The 19,429-nt window shown below is 33.2% G+C and carries 14 protein-coding genes; 8 read left to right on the forward strand and 6 right to left on the reverse strand.

The genetic code is table 11. The annotated features are described in order from the left end of the window. Nucleotides 1–173: 173 nt before the first annotated feature. Together AC3WJF_RS09225 and AC3WJF_RS09230 are read right to left on the reverse strand one after the other, a co-directional pair. Nucleotides 174–995, reverse strand: a complete 822-nt coding sequence (locus AC3WJF_RS09225) for a CsxC family protein (protein ID WP_492451417.1) — start codon at nucleotides 993–995, stop codon at nucleotides 174–176. Between the two features lie 151 nt (nucleotides 996–1,146). Further along, entirely contained in the window at nucleotides 1,147–2,823 is a 1,677-nt protein-coding gene (locus AC3WJF_RS09230; protein ID WP_492451419.1) for a BC_2427 family protein, read from the reverse strand. 355 nt (nucleotides 2,824–3,178) lie between these two features. Here AC3WJF_RS09230 and AC3WJF_RS09235 point away from each other — a divergent pair, with 355 nt between their 5' ends. After that, the gene (locus tag AC3WJF_RS09235; protein WP_492451421.1) at nucleotides 3,179–5,374 is read left to right on the forward strand and encodes a YheC/YheD family protein; all 2,196 of its coding nucleotides are present in this window, start codon (nucleotides 3,179–3,181) and stop codon (nucleotides 5,372–5,374) included. A 14-nt stretch (nucleotides 5,375–5,388) separates the two neighbouring features. Here the strand turns inward: AC3WJF_RS09235 and AC3WJF_RS09240 are convergent, their stop codons facing one another. Continuing rightward, on the reverse strand, nucleotides 5,389–6,633 hold the full coding sequence (locus AC3WJF_RS09240) for an ATP-grasp domain-containing protein (RefSeq protein ID WP_492451423.1): 1,245 nt from the start codon (nucleotides 6,631–6,633) through the stop codon (nucleotides 5,389–5,391). 388 nt (nucleotides 6,634–7,021) lie between these two features. On the opposite strand from AC3WJF_RS09240, the gene AC3WJF_RS09245 reads away from it, so the two are divergent. Both AC3WJF_RS09245 and AC3WJF_RS09250 read left to right on the forward strand, forming a co-directional pair. Further along, a complete protein-coding gene (locus AC3WJF_RS09245; RefSeq protein WP_492451424.1) occupies nucleotides 7,022–8,506 on the forward strand; it encodes a Mur ligase family protein in 1,485 nt (494 codons plus the stop codon). 160 nt (nucleotides 8,507–8,666) lie between these two features. Next, nucleotides 8,667–10,052, forward strand: coding sequence for a UDP-N-acetylmuramoyl-tripeptide--D-alanyl-D-alanine ligase (locus tag AC3WJF_RS09250; protein ID WP_492451426.1), 1,386 nt, complete (start codon nucleotides 8,667–8,669; stop codon nucleotides 10,050–10,052). A gap of 130 nt (nucleotides 10,053–10,182) precedes the next feature. Here AC3WJF_RS09250 and AC3WJF_RS09255 read toward each other — a convergent pair whose 3' ends face one another. Then, nucleotides 10,183–11,109, reverse strand: coding sequence for a C40 family peptidase (locus tag AC3WJF_RS09255; protein WP_492451428.1), 927 nt, complete (start codon nucleotides 11,107–11,109; stop codon nucleotides 10,183–10,185). 399 nt (nucleotides 11,110–11,508) lie between these two features. Next, nucleotides 11,509–12,795, reverse strand: a complete 1,287-nt coding sequence (locus AC3WJF_RS09260) for a nucleotide sugar dehydrogenase (protein ID WP_492451429.1) — start codon at nucleotides 12,793–12,795, stop codon at nucleotides 11,509–11,511. A 272-nt stretch (nucleotides 12,796–13,067) separates the two neighbouring features. Here AC3WJF_RS09260 and AC3WJF_RS09265 point away from each other — a divergent pair, with 272 nt between their 5' ends. From AC3WJF_RS09265 to AC3WJF_RS09280, 4 genes are read left to right on the forward strand one after another with little or no spacing between them, the layout of a single operon-like run. Continuing rightward, on the forward strand, nucleotides 13,068–14,171 hold the full coding sequence (locus AC3WJF_RS09265; protein ID WP_492451431.1) for a DegT/DnrJ/EryC1/StrS family aminotransferase: 1,104 nt from the start codon (nucleotides 13,068–13,070) through the stop codon (nucleotides 14,169–14,171). Continuing rightward, nucleotides 14,172–15,245: a Gfo/Idh/MocA family protein gene (locus tag AC3WJF_RS09270; RefSeq protein WP_492451433.1), complete on the forward strand. Its 1,074-nt coding sequence runs from the start codon at nucleotides 14,172–14,174 to the stop codon at nucleotides 15,243–15,245. It abuts the gene before it with no gap. A 3-nt stretch (nucleotides 15,246–15,248) separates the two neighbouring features. Then, entirely contained in the window at nucleotides 15,249–16,193 is a 945-nt protein-coding gene (locus AC3WJF_RS09275) for an NAD-dependent epimerase/dehydratase family protein (RefSeq protein ID WP_492451434.1), read from the forward strand. Nucleotides 16,194–16,196: 3 nt separating this feature from the next. Next, complete coding sequence (locus AC3WJF_RS09280; RefSeq protein WP_492451436.1) at nucleotides 16,197–17,195, forward strand: glycosyltransferase family 4 protein; 999 nt, start codon at nucleotides 16,197–16,199, stop codon at nucleotides 17,193–17,195. Nucleotides 17,196–17,275: 80 nt separating this feature from the next. On the opposite strand, the gene AC3WJF_RS09285 is transcribed toward AC3WJF_RS09280, so the two are convergent. Continuing rightward, nucleotides 17,276–18,277, reverse strand: a complete 1,002-nt coding sequence (locus AC3WJF_RS09285; protein WP_492451438.1) for a DUF4855 domain-containing protein — start codon at nucleotides 18,275–18,277, stop codon at nucleotides 17,276–17,278. Between the two features lie 141 nt (nucleotides 18,278–18,418). Between AC3WJF_RS09285 and AC3WJF_RS09290 the strand changes: the two genes are divergently transcribed. Further along, a complete protein-coding gene (locus AC3WJF_RS09290; protein WP_492451439.1) occupies nucleotides 18,419–19,402 on the forward strand; it encodes a glycosyltransferase family protein in 984 nt (327 codons plus the stop codon). Nucleotides 19,403–19,429 lie beyond the last annotated feature (27 nt).

Here is a 19,429-nt window from a genome sequence, read left to right on the forward strand (position 1 = left end):
TTAAGAGATACTCTCCTATTTACACTGTTAGAGTATTCCGCATTTGTCTTAAAGAATGGGTATTTATAATAGGACATTGGCACATATTTAGGAAATTAGGCAAATGTAACAAAAAAAGGATCTGTTCACAAGAAACAGACCCCTTTTTCTTACATTCGCTAAAAGAACATCTATTAGGAAGAAGCTGAAGTTGTAGTTGCAGTTGTAGTTGGAGGAGTAGGAATAACTGGAAGCACAGGCACGACTGTCGGTAAAGCAACTGTAAGTTGCTGAGTTTGTAATACTTTTACCGTAAGGTCCAAGACAATTTTTTCAGTCAACGTGGTAAAGGCTCCCTCAGGTGCTGGTTCGGTTAACGAAAAGTCAAGTTCAAAGAAGTCTGCAGCTACTAACTCTCCAAATGGCTGTTCGTTATATTTGACCAGATTGTTGAAGAAGAATTTATCCAACCGAGCATTTAAGTTGTTTGCATCACTTAGGAAACTGGAAGTTGAAGTTTCGTTAACACCTAAAATTGGTAAATTTAAGAGCGTTCCAGCTGCTGTACTAAGTTCTGTAAATCCAGAGAATGGAATATCGACAATTTGATCCGTAAGTGCTGTAGTACATCCAACCCCTGGAGCTGCAGCCGTAGTATATTCAATATCTTTACGAATATGCCCTGCTACAAACAATTTAGCTGTTGAAACGGTAAAATAGTCAGTGGTGTCAATACGTGTAAATGGTGCAACAGGGACAAGTTTCACTTGAGTAAGAAATACATTTTTTGTCACTCTTTTAATTTCCGTTGCTCCTGTACCAGCAAGGGTAATAATTGCCTCAACAGGAATTTGAAGTGTTGGCTCTGCTAGTACAACAGGTATTTTAACCCTAGTAGCAGTCGGCCCAACTGTTGTTGTGGTATTTACAGCCGTTAATGGTGTTAATGTTACTGTTGTTGTTGGTGGACAAGGACCTGGGATTTGATTTACTTGCGGATTATTATTACTCGCCAAAAAAATGACCTCTTTTCTTTATATTTTTTGTAATAAGCGCTTATTACATTGGTATAATATTCTATATTTTTGTAAAAGAATTGGACAAATATGATAGTCACTAGCATATTTTTAAAGAAATGAGGTATTTTGTGCGTAAATCATAAATAAGTTATCTTTTGACCCGGACTTTTTGGTCTTGTAGGATTTGAATGATTAATTCCACTACCATTTTCTGATTTAATTGTTTTAAAGGAATGGAGTACTCCGTATTTTTATTAAGAAATACAGAGTACTCAATTTCCTGACAAATATGTCCTTCAATTAATAAAATTCCTTTTAATACTGTACTCGTCCCGTTATTTAACAATGGTGATAATACAGTAGGTACTAATTTAAAATTGGTTAATATTATCTCTTTAGAGATTTCTTGAATCCGCATAATTTCTTCTTTAAACGTAATATTTTCTTCCAAACTTATCTCAATCTTGTACTCACCTAATATAACAGGAACCCTTATATGCACATAAGAATTATTATTTGATTCTTCTCCTTTCGTAAATTGTGAGTCATGCAAAGGAACTGCAACTGATTTATATTGATTACCCTTGCTATTATTACCTTCATTTTGATTATCACTTAAAAATACAATTTCATGAATATTAGAGCAAACCAAACAACATTCAGGTTGTTCAGGATAATAAGTTGTTGTATTACTTAGTTTTGTATCTAAATCAGGGGTTTGTTTATTGTTTAGGTCAAGAAATTCAAATGTATTTTGAAGTATATCTCCACAGATTGGAGCATGAAGAAAATCATCAATTTCTACATGAATGGAGAATGGACTTTTTTTAGTCACTTTTCCTTGTCCATACTTAAGCCCATTAATATTACCAGTTGGATAGGGTTCATCCTTCACTTCATTATTAAAAAAATCCCTCATTTCATCTGTAGTATGGGTTTCTTCTATTTCTTCCTTATCAAAAAGTTCGTTTATTTCATCCACAAGATCTGATTCGGATGGATGTTCAAATTCAATTGTATGATCTGTTTGTGATGTATAATTCATTTCATCTTCAGGATAGGTTTCTTCTCCATCTTCCTTATCAAAAAGTTCGTTTATTTCATCTTTAACATTTGATTCGGATGGATGTTCAAATTCATTTGTATGATCTGTTTGAGTTGAATAATTCGTTTCATCTGCAGGATGGGTTTCTTCTATTTCTTCCTTATCAATAAGTTCGTTTATTTCATCTTTAACATTTGATTCGGATGGATGTTCAAATTCATTTGTATGATCTGTTTGAGATGAATAATTCGTTTCATCTGCAGTAGGGGTTTCTTCTATTTCTTCCTTATCAATCAGTTCGTTTATTTCATCAACAACATCTGATTCAGATGGACGTAAAGGTTCAATAGTAAAATCTACTAGAGGTTTATCTTTCGTTTCATTCGCAGGTTTAGTATTAAACTTACAATCAGTGGAATCAGCAAGTTCAAAAATAGTATCAGTTTCAATAAACTCATCTACTTTGGAAACATTTTCAGAATCTATGCCATCAGTTAATTCAGAGAGGTCATTTGTACTGTCTGTATGTTTTTTTTCGTGGAGCAAATTATTCATATCTTCATTCTTATTTGGATTATTAGTTTCATTTATATGATCACAGCTTTGCTCAGAATCTAATTTACAAACATCCTTTTCTGTTTCTTTACCCTTTTCATTAATACTAAAAAAATTCATATCTAAGGATTTGTTTTGAACTCTTGAAATTGTATATTTAAAAATAATCATTTGTTTAGAACATATTTTCTGCATTTTACTATGGTTAATCCACGGAGTCTTCATGCTATTCCACTCCTATTTTAAACAAATTGTTCCTAATACTTTTTTATGCTCTTTCTCCGCTAATGTTCCTGTACTTGTTTTTTCGGTATTAGTTTTTCCGTAAACCGCATCTTTTTTTGTAGTTTTACTTCATTAAGAGAAAATGAATACATTCAAAAGTTAATTCCATGTATTTATTTTGTGATTTCATTGCCATTACTAATTTAATCTGATTTACAAATACATTATCGATTAAGCAATTTTCTTTAATATATTAACCTGAATTAAGCCAAGATTGAACATTTGTCCGTATCAAATGTATTGCATATTGAATTAAATAAAGGAGGAATTAAGAAATGAAAAAGGAGTTTATTATATGACATTAATAGGAATGCTACATCATCGTAAAGATCCGAAAACTGTAATCAAGTCTTATGCTTATGCTGCAGTGGCAAAGGCGGAAGGAGCTCGTTTTTTCTATTTTTCACCGAAAACTGTAAATTTCACCAATAATTCTATTAGAGGACAAGTTTATGAGGATGGCAAGTGGGTAGAGCGAATAATGCCATTTCCGGATGTCATCTATAATGCCGGAAGTCCGGAGAAACTAGCACAGTATAAACAAATTATACAAAAATTAAAAGCGAAGATTCCTTTTACTACAAATTCAATCGGGAACAAATGGAATATAAGCGAAAGGCTAAGAGAAGCAGGAGAATTCTCCGATTATTTGATCCCTTCAAAAATAGTAAAGAAACCTGAGGAGTTTTTTAAATTTATAAATGCATTTGAAACCGTTGTATTAAAACCTATTGATGGAAGAAAAGGGAAAGGAATTTATTTTATTACTAACAAGGGAAATTATTTTCAACTTAAAATAGATTCGCATAGTTATGATTATACAAAAGAAAAATTGAATGATTTTATCCAATCAAAAGTTTCAACAGGAACTTACATTATGCAACCTTATATTCGATCCGTTACTAAATCTGGCCAAGTATTTGACTTTAGGCTACATGTACAAAAAAATGGAGATGGAAAATGGGTTATCACCACTATATACCCTCGAGTTGCTCCGATGGGTTCCTTTATTCCTAATATAAATAATGGGGGCTTCACAAATTATTTAGATCCATTCTTACAACAAGAATTTAAGGAAGACGCGTTTAATATAAGACGTACACTAGAACATTTCTCCCTATCATTAGCAAATCATTTAGACGAAATTCAAATTTTAAAATATGGGGAAGTTATTGATGAAATTGGAGTAGATGTTGGACTAGATGAGAACCTAAAAATATGGATATATGAGGTTAATTGGAGACCAGGATGTCCCCCAGCATTTTACTTGGAGATGGATGTTGTAATCAATGGTATTAAATATGCTATGTACTTAGCAGAGAGCAAAAAGAAATTAAATGAAAAAATAAAGAAATTAAAGATGAAAAGTATTGAGGAAAAAAATAGGGAAAGGGAAAGAGAATTACCTATTATTGCTATTACAGGTAGTGCAGGAAAAACAACAACAAAGGCTTTTCTTGCATCCATTCTAGAGAAGAAATGGAAAACCTTCGCATCAAAAGATTATTGGAATACAACAGAGCATACAAAGAAGCATGCATCTGAAATTAATGCATCTCATGAAGCGGTTGTATTAGAATATGGCATGGCATATTCGGGAGTTATTACCGAACATTGCAGTATTATCAAACCGAATATTAGTATTATTACAAATGTTGGTCTTGCTCATGTTGGGAATTTTGATAATGATGTGAAAAAAGTTGCCAAAGCTAAATCTGAATTAATCCATGGAATGGATCAGAATGGAGTTTTATTTATTAATTTGGATGATCCAAATTCAAAATATTTAGAAACTAGCCGATTTAAAGGAAAAATAATTACTACCGGGATAAAATCAACATCTGCTGATTATCGTGCTTATGAAGTTAAATATAAAGAAAATGGAATGGAATTTAAAATGAAGTTACAGGGTCAGGAAATAACGCTGTTCATTCCTATTTTTGGTGAACATCATGTCTACAATGCTTTAAATGCTATTGCTGCTGCTGATTATTTAGGAATTTCTCCAATGGATATAAAAACCGGACTACTTTTTAGAAAACCTCCAAGAAGATTAACAATCTATAATTGCCGTGACAATATTACCGTTATTGATGATACCGTACACTCCCATCCCCAAGGAGTTAAAGCAGCAATTGATGTCCTTTGCAATATTGGAAAGCAGCGCAAAATAGCTATAATTGGTCAAATGAGAGAGTTAGGGGATTTGAGACAGGGAGAATATCGAAAACTTGGAGACTATATTTTTGATAATAATATTGATGTACTCATTACCTATGGTTATCAAACAGAGGAAATTGGAAATCAAGCGGAAAAAAAGGGGTTTCCGAAAAAAAATATATATCATTTTACCAATAAAGATGAGTTACATGCGCTATTATTGAAAATTACTACAAAGGGTGATACGATCCTAGTCAAAGGAGCAAGTAAAACCAATATGTTTGATACAGTGAATTTTTTAGATCAAACATTTAAATTGCCCTCCAAATAAAAAATAACGCCAGTTTATTCTACTGGCGTTATTTTATTTCGTTCATCTTTTAAATGGAAGGTAATTTCTTTCGCAGCATTTTTGGCAAGTTTTTTAGCTTCCGCCATACTATTTGCAGCAGCAATCACGTAAGCATATCTATGCCCCATCGATAAAGGAGGAGTTAATAGAGTACCACTTTTAGGCTTGACATACACTTCTACAACCCCATCAGACTTCAATGCTCTATTTTTTCCTGTAATTTTATCTAAAATCCCTTTTTTTGAAACAATGAGATATTGAGTAAAAACATACTTTCTGTGTTTAGGATTTAAAGAAGGAATCTTCCCTAAATGTAGTCTAAGCGTTTCTTTTACCAAACTATAACCAAATGCCGCTTGGATCATGTTATTCATTGCCCCACCTGAGATTCTTGGATTGATCTCAATAAGTTTCCAACCATCTTTTGTGTGCCTTAATTCCATGTGTAGGGCACCATCTTTAATTCCTAATTGTGAGACTACAGATTGTAATACATTATTAATTCCATTCTGTATATCACTTGGAACCTCGGCAAGTACACCATAACCGGTAATAATGAATCTTTTACCTTGAGTTATTTCTTGTTCAATAATTCCAGCGATGTGTATTTTGTTTTTATATACAAGTGCCTCTACTAAATACTGATCTCCTTCAATATATTCTTCAATAATAATCGTTTCATCTGGATATTTTTCTTGTAATTCAACTAATTGTTTCTCTAATTGCTTTCTGTTTCCTGCAAGTAATACATCTTTCGATCCCGTAGATTTTGGGAATTTTACCATTACAGGGTATTTTAGCGTTTCATCTATTGATTGAAAAGAAAATTGTTTATTAGGTTCAATGATTAGAAATTTAGGTGTGAATGGTTGCTCCTTTAAAAATAATCTTGTTTTTATTTTATCTTCCATTATTTCTATAGCCTTTGGTGAGGTATAATTTTGACAATATTCATCATTAAGAGTGGAGGCTGTATATACATTTGAATCAATAAAGCTAACAATGGCTTCTATTTTTTTTCCTCTTAAAAGTAATTTATTTAATTCTTCTTTCATTTTGGAAAGATTATTTGTATCAATATAAATCATTTCATGAACATCTTTGTACTCATTTCTTTGTTTCATTTGTTTTCTATTGTTTGTAAAGACTACTGTAAAGTAACCCAGTCGTTCCGCTGTTTTTACTGCTTCCCTACTCGACCCAGATTTATTAGTGCCTATGAAGATAATCGCTCTCAAAAACTTTCACCCCTATATTCTCTTCTAATAAGGCTCTTTTCTTAAACTTTGCTGCTTTTGTAGAAGAAACCCTCCCGAACATCCTTATTTTGGTTAAGAATAAATAACCTTTTTAAGAAAAGCCCCGAAACTAAATCTACATTAGTATTTACAGTCATCTACGAAAACAACTGGCTTGAGAAATACAGCCTCTAATAATACAACCAGCAATATATGTTTATGACATTGTCTTCATTTTGCTTGGTCATATATCCTTGCAAGTAATTAAATAAAGAAAATCAATAAATCCGAACTGGTGTCAGACACCACATCTTCATTATGGTTTATCGTACAAGCAAAAAAATACCAGAATCATAAACTGAAAAGAGAAAGGAGTGACGTTTCCAAGATGAATCATCTCTCAGTTAAAGAGATTCGTACGATACTTGGTGGTAACCTGATTCAAGGGTCTGATGAGGTAAGGGTTCATTATGGTGCCTACCGCCTTAGACAAATAAAAAAACCAAATACTATTTTTTTTTCTAAAACAATCATTCTTAATTGGGAAAGTCTAAAGAAATACTCTCCTCTAGTCGTTGTAACAGATTATGAAATGAAACAAGAAATACAGTTTGATAATTTATCCATAATTCAAGTGAAAGATACCGATGAAGCATACTGGAATTTTGTGAATTATTACCGCAGCTTGTTTCAAATTCCTGTTGTAGCCGTTACCGGAACGTCTGGAAAGACTACTACAAAAGAAATGATAAAGCACATTCTGGAGGCAGATAAGACAATAGCAGCAACCAATAGCAGCAACAATTCTCGAACAGCTCATTTACATTATCTGCTCAGCATTGATGATACAACAGAAGCCGCTGTATTTGAAACGGCTGTTGGGGCTCCTGGTGATGTATTAAAAGCAGGCAAATATTTCAAACCAACAATTGGAATTATTACGAATGTTGGATCGCATCACCTGAACTATTGTAAAACACAGGAAGCATACATTAATGCGAAAGGTGAAATGCTTAAGATACTTGATAGTAATGGTGTGCTTATTATGAATGCAGATGATAAGAATAGTAGAAAAATAAATTGGAATGATTTTCAGGGGAGAATAGTCAAAGTTGGGAAAAGCGACTCCTGTGATTTTAGAGCAAGTGATATTAAGTATTTTAAAGATGGAATGTTATTTAATGTTCATTTTAAGAATGAAATTTATTCTGTATTTGTACCAGGACTTGGAGAGCATCAAGTATATAATGCACTTGCAGCTCTTGCCGCAGCAAATGAAATAGGCATTGAACTTTATGTAGCTTCAGATAGATTGAAAACATTTCAAAATTTAAATAAACATCTGCAAGTATTTGAAGGGATTAATGGCTCTACAATTATAGATGACTCATGGAGCAGTACAACTACATCACTGGAAGCTGCTTTAAAGGTGTTAAATGAAGTTGGTAAAAATAAAAAGAAAGTGGCAATAATTGGAACCATAACAGATTTAGGATCTTGGGGATACATTATTCATGAGCAGGCAGGAGAGATTATTTATCAGAACGGTGTAGATGTGCTCATTACAATTGGTATGCATGCAAGTATAATTGCTGACCAAGCAATAAAAAGAGGCTTAGACTCTCCAGTCTTTACTTTTAATAATAGCATTCTAGTATATAATCTATTAAATAAAATCGTTGATGAAAATACCATTGTACTAATTAAAGGAGATATGTACAGTAAACCTATTATCGAATTGGCAGCAAAATTAAGGAAGAGTACTCAGCCCCCCTTAAGTAATGGGAAGCAGGGTGAAATATCCGTGCCACCAATATTCATTAATTCTAATAATAAATGGATTTTAAAAATATTTAAGGTAAAAAGGAAGTGAATGGATACTTATTCATTTCTCTATCATATTCCCATACAAATGCTTCTCCCAATGCATATACTGCTATCGGTAAAATGAACTTACCATTGAGGAGTGTTTTTCTTGAAATATCAACAAAAACTTGATTTTAATCCTAATTATTAGAAGAAGGGGGATTTTTTTGAAACCTTTACTAGTCAAAGACGTTAGGAAAGTACTTAAAGGTGAATTAGTAAGTGGTTCAGAACAATGGGAAATACAGGATGTTATTTATTATAAACGGCATGATATTACAAAGCAAAATACATTATTGTTTGTTAGTAGAAATAATTCTATAAACTGGCAGGAAATTAATAAAAAAGGGCCTTCCCTAGTTATTACTGATTTACCAGACACTGAAATGAAAAAGGCTCTTTCGAATACAACTGTCATCAAAGTCCAAAGCTTGATCCAAGCATATTGGAAATTTATTGACTATTACCGTGGTCTATTTAATATACCTGTTGTTACGATAACTGGTACGTGCGGTAAAACTACTACCAAAGATATGATAAAACATATTCTAAGTATGAATTACAATGTACATTCATCTGAAAGCAGCAAAAATGAACCAAGGAGATCCCTTCCATATTTGATGGGAATTGATGAGAATACAGATGCAGCGGTATTTGAACACGGATTAGGAAATTCAGGTAATATTAAGCATCAGTGTATGATTTATCAACCAACGATTGGGATCATAACGACTATCGGTGTTCATCATTTAGATGGTTGTGGAAGTCTTGAAGGTTATATTAAGGCAAAATCAGAAATCGTTGAAGGAATAAAAAAAGATGGAACATTAATATTAAATGCGGATGATGAAAATACTAAAAAAGTGGATTTACGTTCGTTCAAAGGTAAAATTATTTACTTTGGGAAGGATAAACGATCCGATTTCAGAGCTTCCAATATTAAATTTGCCAAAGGCGGAATGGATTTTGTCCTTCATTTAAGAAATAAAACATATAATGCTTTTGTACCGGGATATGGAGAACATCAAGTATTTAATGCACTTGCTGCTCTAGCAGCAGTATATGAAATAGGAATGAATATAAAGGATACAATCTCACGTTTAGCAACCTATCAAAATATGATGAGACATTTGGAGTTTTCCATAGGAAAAGGAGGAAGTACCATTATAGATGATACTTGGACAAATAATCCTACTTCTGTGGAAGCAGCACTGAGAGTCATTGATACTATTGGAAAAGGCAAAAATGTTATTCTTGTTTTGGGTGATATTAATAGATTAGGGAATTTTGAAAAGAAATATCATCGTGAAATTGGTAGTATGGTTGCCAAAAGAAACATTCATACCTTAATTACAATTGGAAAAAAGGCTGAAGAAATTGCAAACCAAGCGATTCGTGAAGGTACAAGGGCAAATGTACACAAATTTTATGATGTAGGTGGAGTTCAAGAAATTATAGAGCCTATGCTTGAACCTGGGGCGATTGTGCTCATTAAAGGTCCCATGTCAAGCCGTTCCATGATTGAATTTGCTAACATTTTAAAAAATCCTTGAATTTTTCATGTGGATAAAACGTAAAAAAGCATTCGATGACATTATCATCGAATGCTTTTGTTATTAAGACTGTTCTTGTAGGATTGATACTTTTCGTATAGAAAAGCATCATAGCATATAAAAAGAGTCTTTAATAAACTCGTTTAGCAGTTATATAATGCTGCGCATAGGTATCAAAAAGGAGCACCCTAGTAATAATACCGCTTGAATTAGGAATTATTAGTCTTTGATCACCTGCGTAAATTGCTACTTGTGTTGGCGTAGTTGACCCGGCAGTACTATTGAAAAATACTAAGTCGCCCTTTTTTAAGCTTTGCTTAGATACTGTTTTACCAGTATTCATTAGCCCTTTAAGATTTGTGGCATTTAAATTCACGCCATTTTTATTATAAATGTAGTTAATAAATCCTGTACTTGTGAATTTCATTGCTTTTTCATCTGTAACATTTCCCATCGTAACTTTATTCATTGTATTGTAAGAAAGTTGAACGATGTTATCCCCTTTAGTTGCCGGGTTTGATGGTAGTAGGGTAGGTAAAACTCTTCTTGCTGAGTAATAACTATCAGTATAGTACGGTTTACTACTCATATCTGAGATGACAATATTTTGTTGGGAGTCAGCCATATGAATAATTTTGTTGTCTCCAATATACATTGCTACATGATCTGGATCCGTACCTGTTTTTTTACTTTTAAAGAAAACAAGATCACCTTTTTGTAATTGATTTCTTGGTACATAGGTACCTTGTTGAACCATATAATCTTCGTTATAAGTTGCTAAATCTACTCCGTTTTGTTGGAAAATATACATGATGAAAGTAGCACATGAGAATTTGTAAGGATAAGTTGGTTTATAAACCGTATTACTGTAAGTAGATTTACCTATCAAGCTTTTAGCTGTCTTAATCAATTGATCTGCCTTTGCTTGAACAGCTTGATCATTATTCTGAGGATTAACTGTTGCAGCTGAGACCTGCAATTGTTTATGAGTAGGAACCACTACTGTGCCTAAACCTAGTGTAACAGCAAGTGTTGTGATTGCGAGATGTTTTTTCATTAGCGTTACCTCCAAAGTTTTATTAGTTGATTCGACTTGATTCTAACATAGAGAAGTTTAGTGTTTTAACTGGGAAATAATTCTGATGCTATAATGTATTACTTCAAGCCTTGTCCCACTTGGTTTTGAAGAAGAATTTACAGTTTGATTACATTACTACATTATGATAACAAAGGCTATTTTCTTAAATTTTGATGTATTGGTATATGAAATTCTAGGTAACAACCTTAATTCGGTTAAAATTGAATAAACTTAGTAAGAAAAGATACCCGAAGCCAAGCCTACTTAAAATTTATTACCAATGATGAAAAGCCACAATTAATACGAAATAGCCATTTCAAAAGGAAAAGACAGCCATTTGGCTATCTCTATGAACACATTTTAGACTTTACTAATTTCTTATAACTTTCTTCCATCACCAAGTCTAAATACTTTCTCATTTTCTGCATATTTATTTGTAATATTGCGTGTATCAAAAACTATTGGGGCATGCTCTAAAATTTTCTCTATTGGTATTTCAGCATGGTCTGTAAGTATGAGGACGCAGTCCAAATCTCTTAAAATATTATCTGTCAATTCTTCACTTGAGTATAATTCTTCGCCAATTTTTATATAAGGAACATATGGATCATGATACTGCACCTTTGCTCCTTTTTGTTTTAGTTTTTGGATAATTATTAAAGAAGGGGAATCGCGTGTATCAGCAACATCTTTCTTGTATGTTATTCCGTAAACTAGAATATTGGTGGAGGGGAAAGGTTTGGATTTTTCTATTAATTCTTCTGTACGGTTAACAATATAGTCGATCATTTTTTTATTTGTTGAATCAGATAAGGTAATAAACTCACTACTTGATTTTAACTGTTGCAATTTCCATTGGAGATATAGCGGATCTACTGGAATACAGTGACCACCTATACCTGGGCCAGGAAAATATGGAGTGAATCCATAGGGCTTGGTAGCAGCAGCTTCAATCACTTCCCAAATATTTGTATTTAACGTATCACAAAGAATCGCCATTTCATTTATAAAGGAGATATTAACGAATCGGTAGGTATTTTCTAATAGTTTCGTTAATTCAGCAGCTTCGGATGATGATACCGGTACAACTCTCTGATAGATGTTGGTGTAAAGTAATAGGGCTTTCTTTTTACATGTATCGGTTATCCCTCCAACTACTTTTGGAATTTCATCTACTTTATATTGATGATTTCCTGGATCAATTCTTTCGGGTGAATTTGCCAAGTAGAAATCCACTCCAACCTTTAAGTTACTTTTTTCAAGGATCGGTAATAATACTTCCTTTGTAGTACCAGGGAAAGTAGAACTTTCTAATATTACTAACTGCTCTTTTTGAAGTCTTGATTGAATTTCCTCTCCGGCACTAATAACATAGCGTAAATCTGGTTCATGATGTTTCGTTAGTGGTGTCGGTACACAAATAATAATAGTATTTACTTCTTTTATCACATCAAAATTAGAAGTTGCCTTAAAACGCCCGCTAATATTTGCGTTTTTAAGTCTATTATCGTCTATATCCCCAATATAGCTCTTTGAATTATTTAAATTTGCAATTTTCCCTTCATCTAAATCAATTCCAATCACATGAAATCCTTTTTCTACAAGCATGATAGATAATGGAAGACCTACAAATCCTTGACCAATTACGGCAATTTTATTGCTCATATAATCTATCGCCTCGCTTTATCTTAATTCTATTTAAAGTATTCAAATAACCATGGATAGGGTTAGACAAACAACATCCAACATGGAAAAAAGGCAAATGCTATGATACAAGTGTCTGGCTGGATTTTAAATGTAATGAAAAGTAAATTATTGTGTATCCTGCCGTGCCTTCTTAAAGAGTAAACTCATAAATTATTGAGATTATATAAGAAATGAAACGTATCTTATTTTTAGTAATTTGTAAATTTATGTAGAGGTTAAGGGGATGAATTATGATTAACCTAGTAGACTTAGGCCGTCAATTTCATTATGTTAAAGACGAAATTTTACATGAGTTAGAAAAAGTAATTGAGAGTGGAAATTATATTTTAGGAACAAAGGTAGAGGTGTTGGAGAAAAAAATTGCAGAGAAACTAAATGTATCGGAAGCTATTGCGGTAGCAAATGGTACTGATGCACTAGTCCTTACTTTAGAGGGGCTTGGAATTGGAAAAGGGGATGAAGTAATAACAACTCCTTTTACTTTTTTTGCAAGTGCAGAAGCGGTGTCTCGAGTAGGAGCCAAGCCGGTATTTGCAGATGTTGACCCACAAACATTTAATATAAATCCAATTGAAATTGAAAAAAGAATTACTTCAGCTACAAAAGCAATTATTCCTGTTCATCTATTTGGACAGCCGGCAGATATGGAAGAAATTAATAATATTGCAAAGAAATATGGACTTTTCGTTATTGAAGATGCTTGTCAAGCTTTCGGTTCCACCTATAAGGAGAAACCTATAGGAAGTCTTGGCGATGCTGCTTGTTTCTCATTCTTTCCCACAAAAAATCTAGGAACAATGGGAGATGGTGGGATAATTACAACTTCAAATATTCAACTTGCTGATACACTGAAAAAACTTCGGACTCATGGATCAACAAAGAAATATCATCATGATCGGATTGGATATAACAGCAGACTTGATGAAATACATGCTGCGATCTTGCTTGTTAATTTAAAAAAGATTGAAGAGTGGAATTCGAAACGGCGGGAATGGGCAGTTAGGTATAAGAAGTATCTTTCCGATGTTTCTAATTTGAAATTACCTAGAGAAGCAAAAGATCGGACACATATTTACCATTTGTTTTGTATTGGCTCTAACAACAGAGAGAAATTAATGGATGCTTTGAAAGAGGCAAATATTCAAACAGGTGTATATTACCCACTTTGTCTCCATCTTCAAGAAGTGTATAAGCATTTGCATTACAAAGAAGGAGAATTTCCGATAGCGGAATCACTTTCGAATCAACTATTTGCCATTCCGATGCATCCATTTTTAACAAAAGATGAGCAAGATTTAATTATTTCTACTCTTCTTGAGAATGGAGGGAAATAATTGATTATTCGATTTGGCTTAATTGGTTGTGGCTATATATCAAAAAGTCATTTGCATGCTCTTTCTAAATGTCCACAAGCACAATTAACTGCTGTAAGTGACCTTCAAAAAGTAAGAATGGAGGAAGCAGTGAATTATTATCAAGCGGAAAAAGGTTCTCAAGTGGAGATAAAGTATTACCAGGATTATCTGGAAATGTTGGATGATCCAAATATAAATGTCATTATCATAGCTACAATATCTGGTTTTCATTATGAAATGTGCCAAAAAGCTCTTCTAGCTAAAAAACATGTCATTATTGAGAAACCAATGGCATTATCTATTGAGGATTCAGATCATTTAATAAGATTATCAGAAAAACAAAATAAAAAATTGATGGTATGTCATCAGTTGAGATTTCGACCAATAATGCAAAAAATAAAATCCATTATTGATGAGGAAAAAATAGGAAGGCCATATCTTGCAATTGCTTCCATTCGCATTAACCGCTCACTAGATTACTATAAAGCCGCAGCGTGGCGGGGAAGCTGGAAAACGGATGGGGGCATGCTTATTAATCAAGGGATTCATTTAGTAGATTTACTTCAGTGGTTTATGGGAGATGCAGAGACAGTGTATGGGGAAATTAATAGTCATACAGCTTTAAAAGAGACTGAAGATGTAGCGTTGGGTATTATACATTTTAAAAATCGTGCGAAAGGGTTGGTAGAAGCAAATATAGTCACTCAGCCAAATAATCTTGGATATTCTCTTACTATCTTTGGCGAAAAAGGAACTATTTCAGTGGATGGCTCATCTATGAATCATGTATCACGTTGGTTTTTAGAAGGTGAAGATACAAATATGAATGAGCTTTCAAGTCTCATAGAGGATCGAAATGATCAAGTGTACATGTATGAGAATTTTATGAAGGCGATAAAAGATCAGGAGGGTCTTTTAATAGATGGAACGGAAGGAAAAAAAGCTTTAGAAATTATTTTTGGCATTTATCAATCAGCTCTATTGGAAAAACCAGTTCATCTGCCTATTCAATCATTCTCAACTGTCGAGATGAATAGAGAGGAGGAAAAATAAAATATGAAATTTACGAAAGTTTTAGTAACTGGAGGTGCAGGATTTTTAGGATCACAACTAGTGAAAAAGCTACTGCCATTAAGCGATCATATCAATGTGATTGATGATCTTTCCACAGGTAATCGCTCAGCAATTCCGCAATCTGATAAAATAACGTTTTATGAGGATAGTATTACAAATCAAGAACTTCTTGAAATGGTTTTGCCGAAGGTCGAATATATCTTTCACTTTGCCTGCAAAAACCTAGTTCTATCTGTTAAAAATATGGATGATGATTTCAATACGAATTTGTATGGCGGTTATTTGCTTCTCCAAAAAGCGCAAGAAAACTGTCATAACCTAAAGAAATTTGTTTATGCATCAACGACTTCTGTATATAGTCAGTCCCCGCTCTTACCTACTCCAGAGTCCTATTACAATATCAAACTCCCATATGCAGCAAGTAAATTTTCCATGGAACATTATTGTCATGTATATTATGAAATGTATCAAATGCCAATTACTATTTTACGATTTTCAAATGTTTATGGTCCTGGTCAACTTTCATCTAATCCATATTGTGGAGTAGTTGCAAAGTTTTTTGAATCTCTTGAACGTAATGCACCAATGATTATATATGGAGATGGAACGCAAACAAGAGACTTTACATTTGTGGAAGATGCAATGGATGCCGTAATAATCGCTGCAAGTTCCGAAAAATCGATCAATCAAGTATACAATGTCGGGACTGCTGTGGAAACAAGTGTATTAGAACTTGCAAAAGCAATCCAAAAAGTGTCCCATCAAGAAAACATAGAATTACAGTTTGAACCAAAGCGAACAGTGGACGTAGTACAGACCCGATGTGTTAATACTGATAAAATCAACTGTGAATTACTTTGGCTTAACAGGCATTCCCTCATGGATGGATTAATTAAAACCTTTATTTGGCTGAATGGTGGAGAATAATATATGGATATCTTTCATGGAACAATTGAAATAGCTGGCCAAATGGGTATTCTAAGTTGTGCATTGAATAAAAAGGGATATTATGCAGTTGGCTATAATATATTTCATACCTACCTAGGTTACAAAGACTTTTTATTCAATACAAATCAGCAAGGATTAGAAGAGAAATATGAAGAAATATTAGATACTTTTGATTTATTCCATTTTCATTACGGTAACACTATCTTCACAGATTTATCTGATTTAGCGCAAATCAAAAAACGAAATAAAAAGATGGTTATGCATCATTGGGGCAACGATGTAAGGTTTCATGAACAGGCAAGGATCCATAATCCATATGTTTATACAGGGGATTCACCCCCAAACGAAGAAATCCATGACAAGTTAATGAAAATTACCCCATATATAAAGGATGCAATTGTACAGGATTATGAGGTTTACGAGTATGTCAAAGATTATTACGAAAGAGTACACGTTTTGCCAATTGCTATTGACTTAAAATATTTTGATCCAGTATACCCAAGCTTCGAAAATAAACGTCCTGTTTTATTGCATGCCCCTACGAACAGGGAATTTAAAGGAACGAGCTTTATAGAAAAGACAATAGAAAGACTAAAAGATGAATTTGATTTCGAATACGTGATGGTCGAAAAGATGAATCATGAGGAAGCTATTAAACTGTATAAAGATGCTGATATTATTATCGATCAAATATTATGCGGCTCCTATGGACTTCTTAGCGTAGAAGCAATGGCGCTTGGTAAACCTGTACTAACTTATATTCGTCCGGATCTTGTGAAAACCTTTCCTGAAGAATTACCAATTTTAATTAGCAATCCAGATACTTTATATGAAAATGTAAAATTATTGCTTAATAAACCAGAATTACGTCGAGAGCTTGGCATAAAAGGACGGAAATATGCAGAGAATTACCATTCGCATGATGTTGTAGCAGATAAATTACTGGCTATATACACCCAATTAAGTAATGACCAAACTTAATTAAATGATGGATATATATGCATTAAAAAACAGTGTACAAAAAGTTAAAATACTTTTTGTACACTGTTTTTTTGCATTGCTTATGCCGGAAAAGCGGCAGTTGGAAAGACTGGTGTATATGTCTTTTTAATGAAGGAATAGATAGCATTATAATGATCAAGATGATTATTATAAATGTCACTCATTGTTTGATTTGGAAACTGATAGACTAGTAAGCTATTATTCATATAGTCATTGTAAACACCATAATTTAAGCAATCATATAAATGTCTATCTTTAAACATTTCCCCTTTACCAAAGACTACCTGCATTCCTACATGATAATATTTTGCAAAAGTCGTGGAGTGAATGATCCATGAAAAATCATGGCCAGAATTTCCGTAATAATTAGGATGGGTGCATGACGCATCAAAACCAAGTTTTTTCCAATCAATACAACTACAGGAACCATACTGTTGTAACCAAAAGGACAATAATCCTTTTCCACGAATGTAATCTGTTATTCGTTTTACAAGTTTTTTATCATTTTCGTCGATGGAGACCCGCTGCCACACAAAGCCCTTAAATGAAAGTTTGCTATGAAGATGGGTAGATTTTTTCCATGTTTTTCTAAATTCATGAATCCACCATTTTATTGCTAATTCTCGATGATTTTCATTTTTGAAATTGCACTCGATATCATTTATTACTCCAAAATTAGTTTGCGAAATAGTAGGGTATGGAATGGTTATCCAGATATCTGTCTTTTGTCCAGAGCTTGAATTTTGAGCTAGGGCATCTAAATTGTAATTTTTTTTGAATAATCTTTTAAGTGCTTTCTTCCAATCTTCTATTTGAGCTTGCTTGCCGAAATTTGCAAATATAGGATTGATATAATGGTCTTCTCTTCCAGAGATTGGATTGAAAATAAAGCCTCGAAACAATTGATCAACTGCATGATCGTTGAATAAATAAAACTGATAAGGTTTTAAATCCTTTTTTGACCATAGGGTTTTTACATTTTCCCCATTTTTTCCGTATGGTAATACGCATATGTGATTTTGAATGCCAACCTCTTCAGCTGTCATATATCCATATTTCAAATAAATCCCTCCATATACTTTGAAATCTATATAGTATATGTCCTTGAATAATAATCCGTATACGCACACTACTATATTAGTGCAATCAACCAATCCAACTTTTATATATTGAATACAATATAGAGGAAGGAGAGATTATATATGAATATTGTTCATGCCCCAACTGAAATAGCAGGGCAAATGGGTATATTGACGACACAATTAAGAAAAAAAGGATTCAAAGTTGCTGCATATAATGGATTCCATACGTTTCTAAACTACAAAGGGGATATTATTAACACAGATGCTTTTGAAATATTAAAAGATTTTCAATTTCTTATAGAGAATGTAGATATCTTTCATTTTTATAACACGAATACTTTCTTACCAAATTTTGCGGATATCCCTTTACTAAAGGAAAAAGGGAAAAAGATAATTATGCATCATTGGGGAAGTGATGTCCGTACAGTAGAGATGGTAAAGAAGCATAATCCTTATCCTTTACCTCCAACCTATTACACGGATGAAGAAATCGATAAACAACTCACTTTTCTTTCGCAATATGTTGATGCAGCTATTGTCCAAGACTATGAAGTGTACCAGTATGTAAAAGATTATTATAAAAAAGTCTTTATTCTTCCTTTGGCTTGTGATACAAAAGAAATTCAGCCATCTTACCCATCGGTACGTAATAACAATCCATTAATCATTCATGCTCCTACTAATAGGTTATTTAAAGGGTCTGATTTTGTTGAATCGGCTATTGAAAAAATTCAGGGGAAAAGTCCATTTACGTATAAAGTCCTAGAAAAGGTATCACATGACATAGCAATGAGGACGTATATGAAGTCGGATATTATAATTGATCAGCTTCTTTGCGGATCGTATGGAATGTTAAGTGTAGAGGCGATGGCTATGGGCAAACCAGTTATTGCATATATAAGAGATGATATTAAAAGTCATTTTCCTAGTGATTTACCTATTGTTCAGGCTACTCCAGAAAACCTAGATGAGGTTTTACTAGAATTAATCCAAAGCCCTAGTTTACGTCGAAAAATAGGAAATGCAAGTAGACAATATGTTGAAAAGTATCATTCTGCTAACAAGGTGGTAGATGAACTTAAAAAGATTTATGAGCAACTATAGGAGGAAATTAGTCATTCCTCGATTGAA

The organism is Heyndrickxia sp. FW510-T9 (assembly GCF_058781025.1).

Excerpts from the sequence above, each read along its gene's own strand:
- AC3WJF_RS09230 (WP_492451419.1), bottom strand. The coding sequence starts at position 2,823 with ATGAAGACTCCGTGGATTAACCATAGTAAAATGCAGAAAATATGTTCT.
- AC3WJF_RS09235 (WP_492451421.1), top strand. The coding sequence starts at position 3,179 with ATGACATTAATAGGAATGCTACATCATCGTAAAGATCCGAAAACTGTA.
- AC3WJF_RS09245 (WP_492451424.1), top strand. The coding sequence starts at position 7,022 with ATGAATCATCTCTCAGTTAAAGAGATTCGTACGATACTTGGTGGTAAC.
- AC3WJF_RS09255 (WP_492451428.1), bottom strand. The coding sequence starts at position 11,109 with ATGAAAAAACATCTCGCAATCACAACACTTGCTGTTACACTAGGTTTA.
- AC3WJF_RS09260 (WP_492451429.1), bottom strand. The coding sequence starts at position 12,795 with ATGAGCAATAAAATTGCCGTAATTGGTCAAGGATTTGTAGGTCTTCCA.
- AC3WJF_RS09265 (WP_492451431.1), top strand. The coding sequence starts at position 13,068 with ATGATTAACCTAGTAGACTTAGGCCGTCAATTTCATTATGTTAAAGAC.
- AC3WJF_RS09275 (WP_492451434.1), top strand. The coding sequence starts at position 15,249 with ATGAAATTTACGAAAGTTTTAGTAACTGGAGGTGCAGGATTTTTAGGA.
- AC3WJF_RS09280 (WP_492451436.1), top strand. The coding sequence starts at position 16,197 with ATGGATATCTTTCATGGAACAATTGAAATAGCTGGCCAAATGGGTATT.
- AC3WJF_RS09290 (WP_492451439.1), top strand. The coding sequence starts at position 18,419 with ATGAATATTGTTCATGCCCCAACTGAAATAGCAGGGCAAATGGGTATA.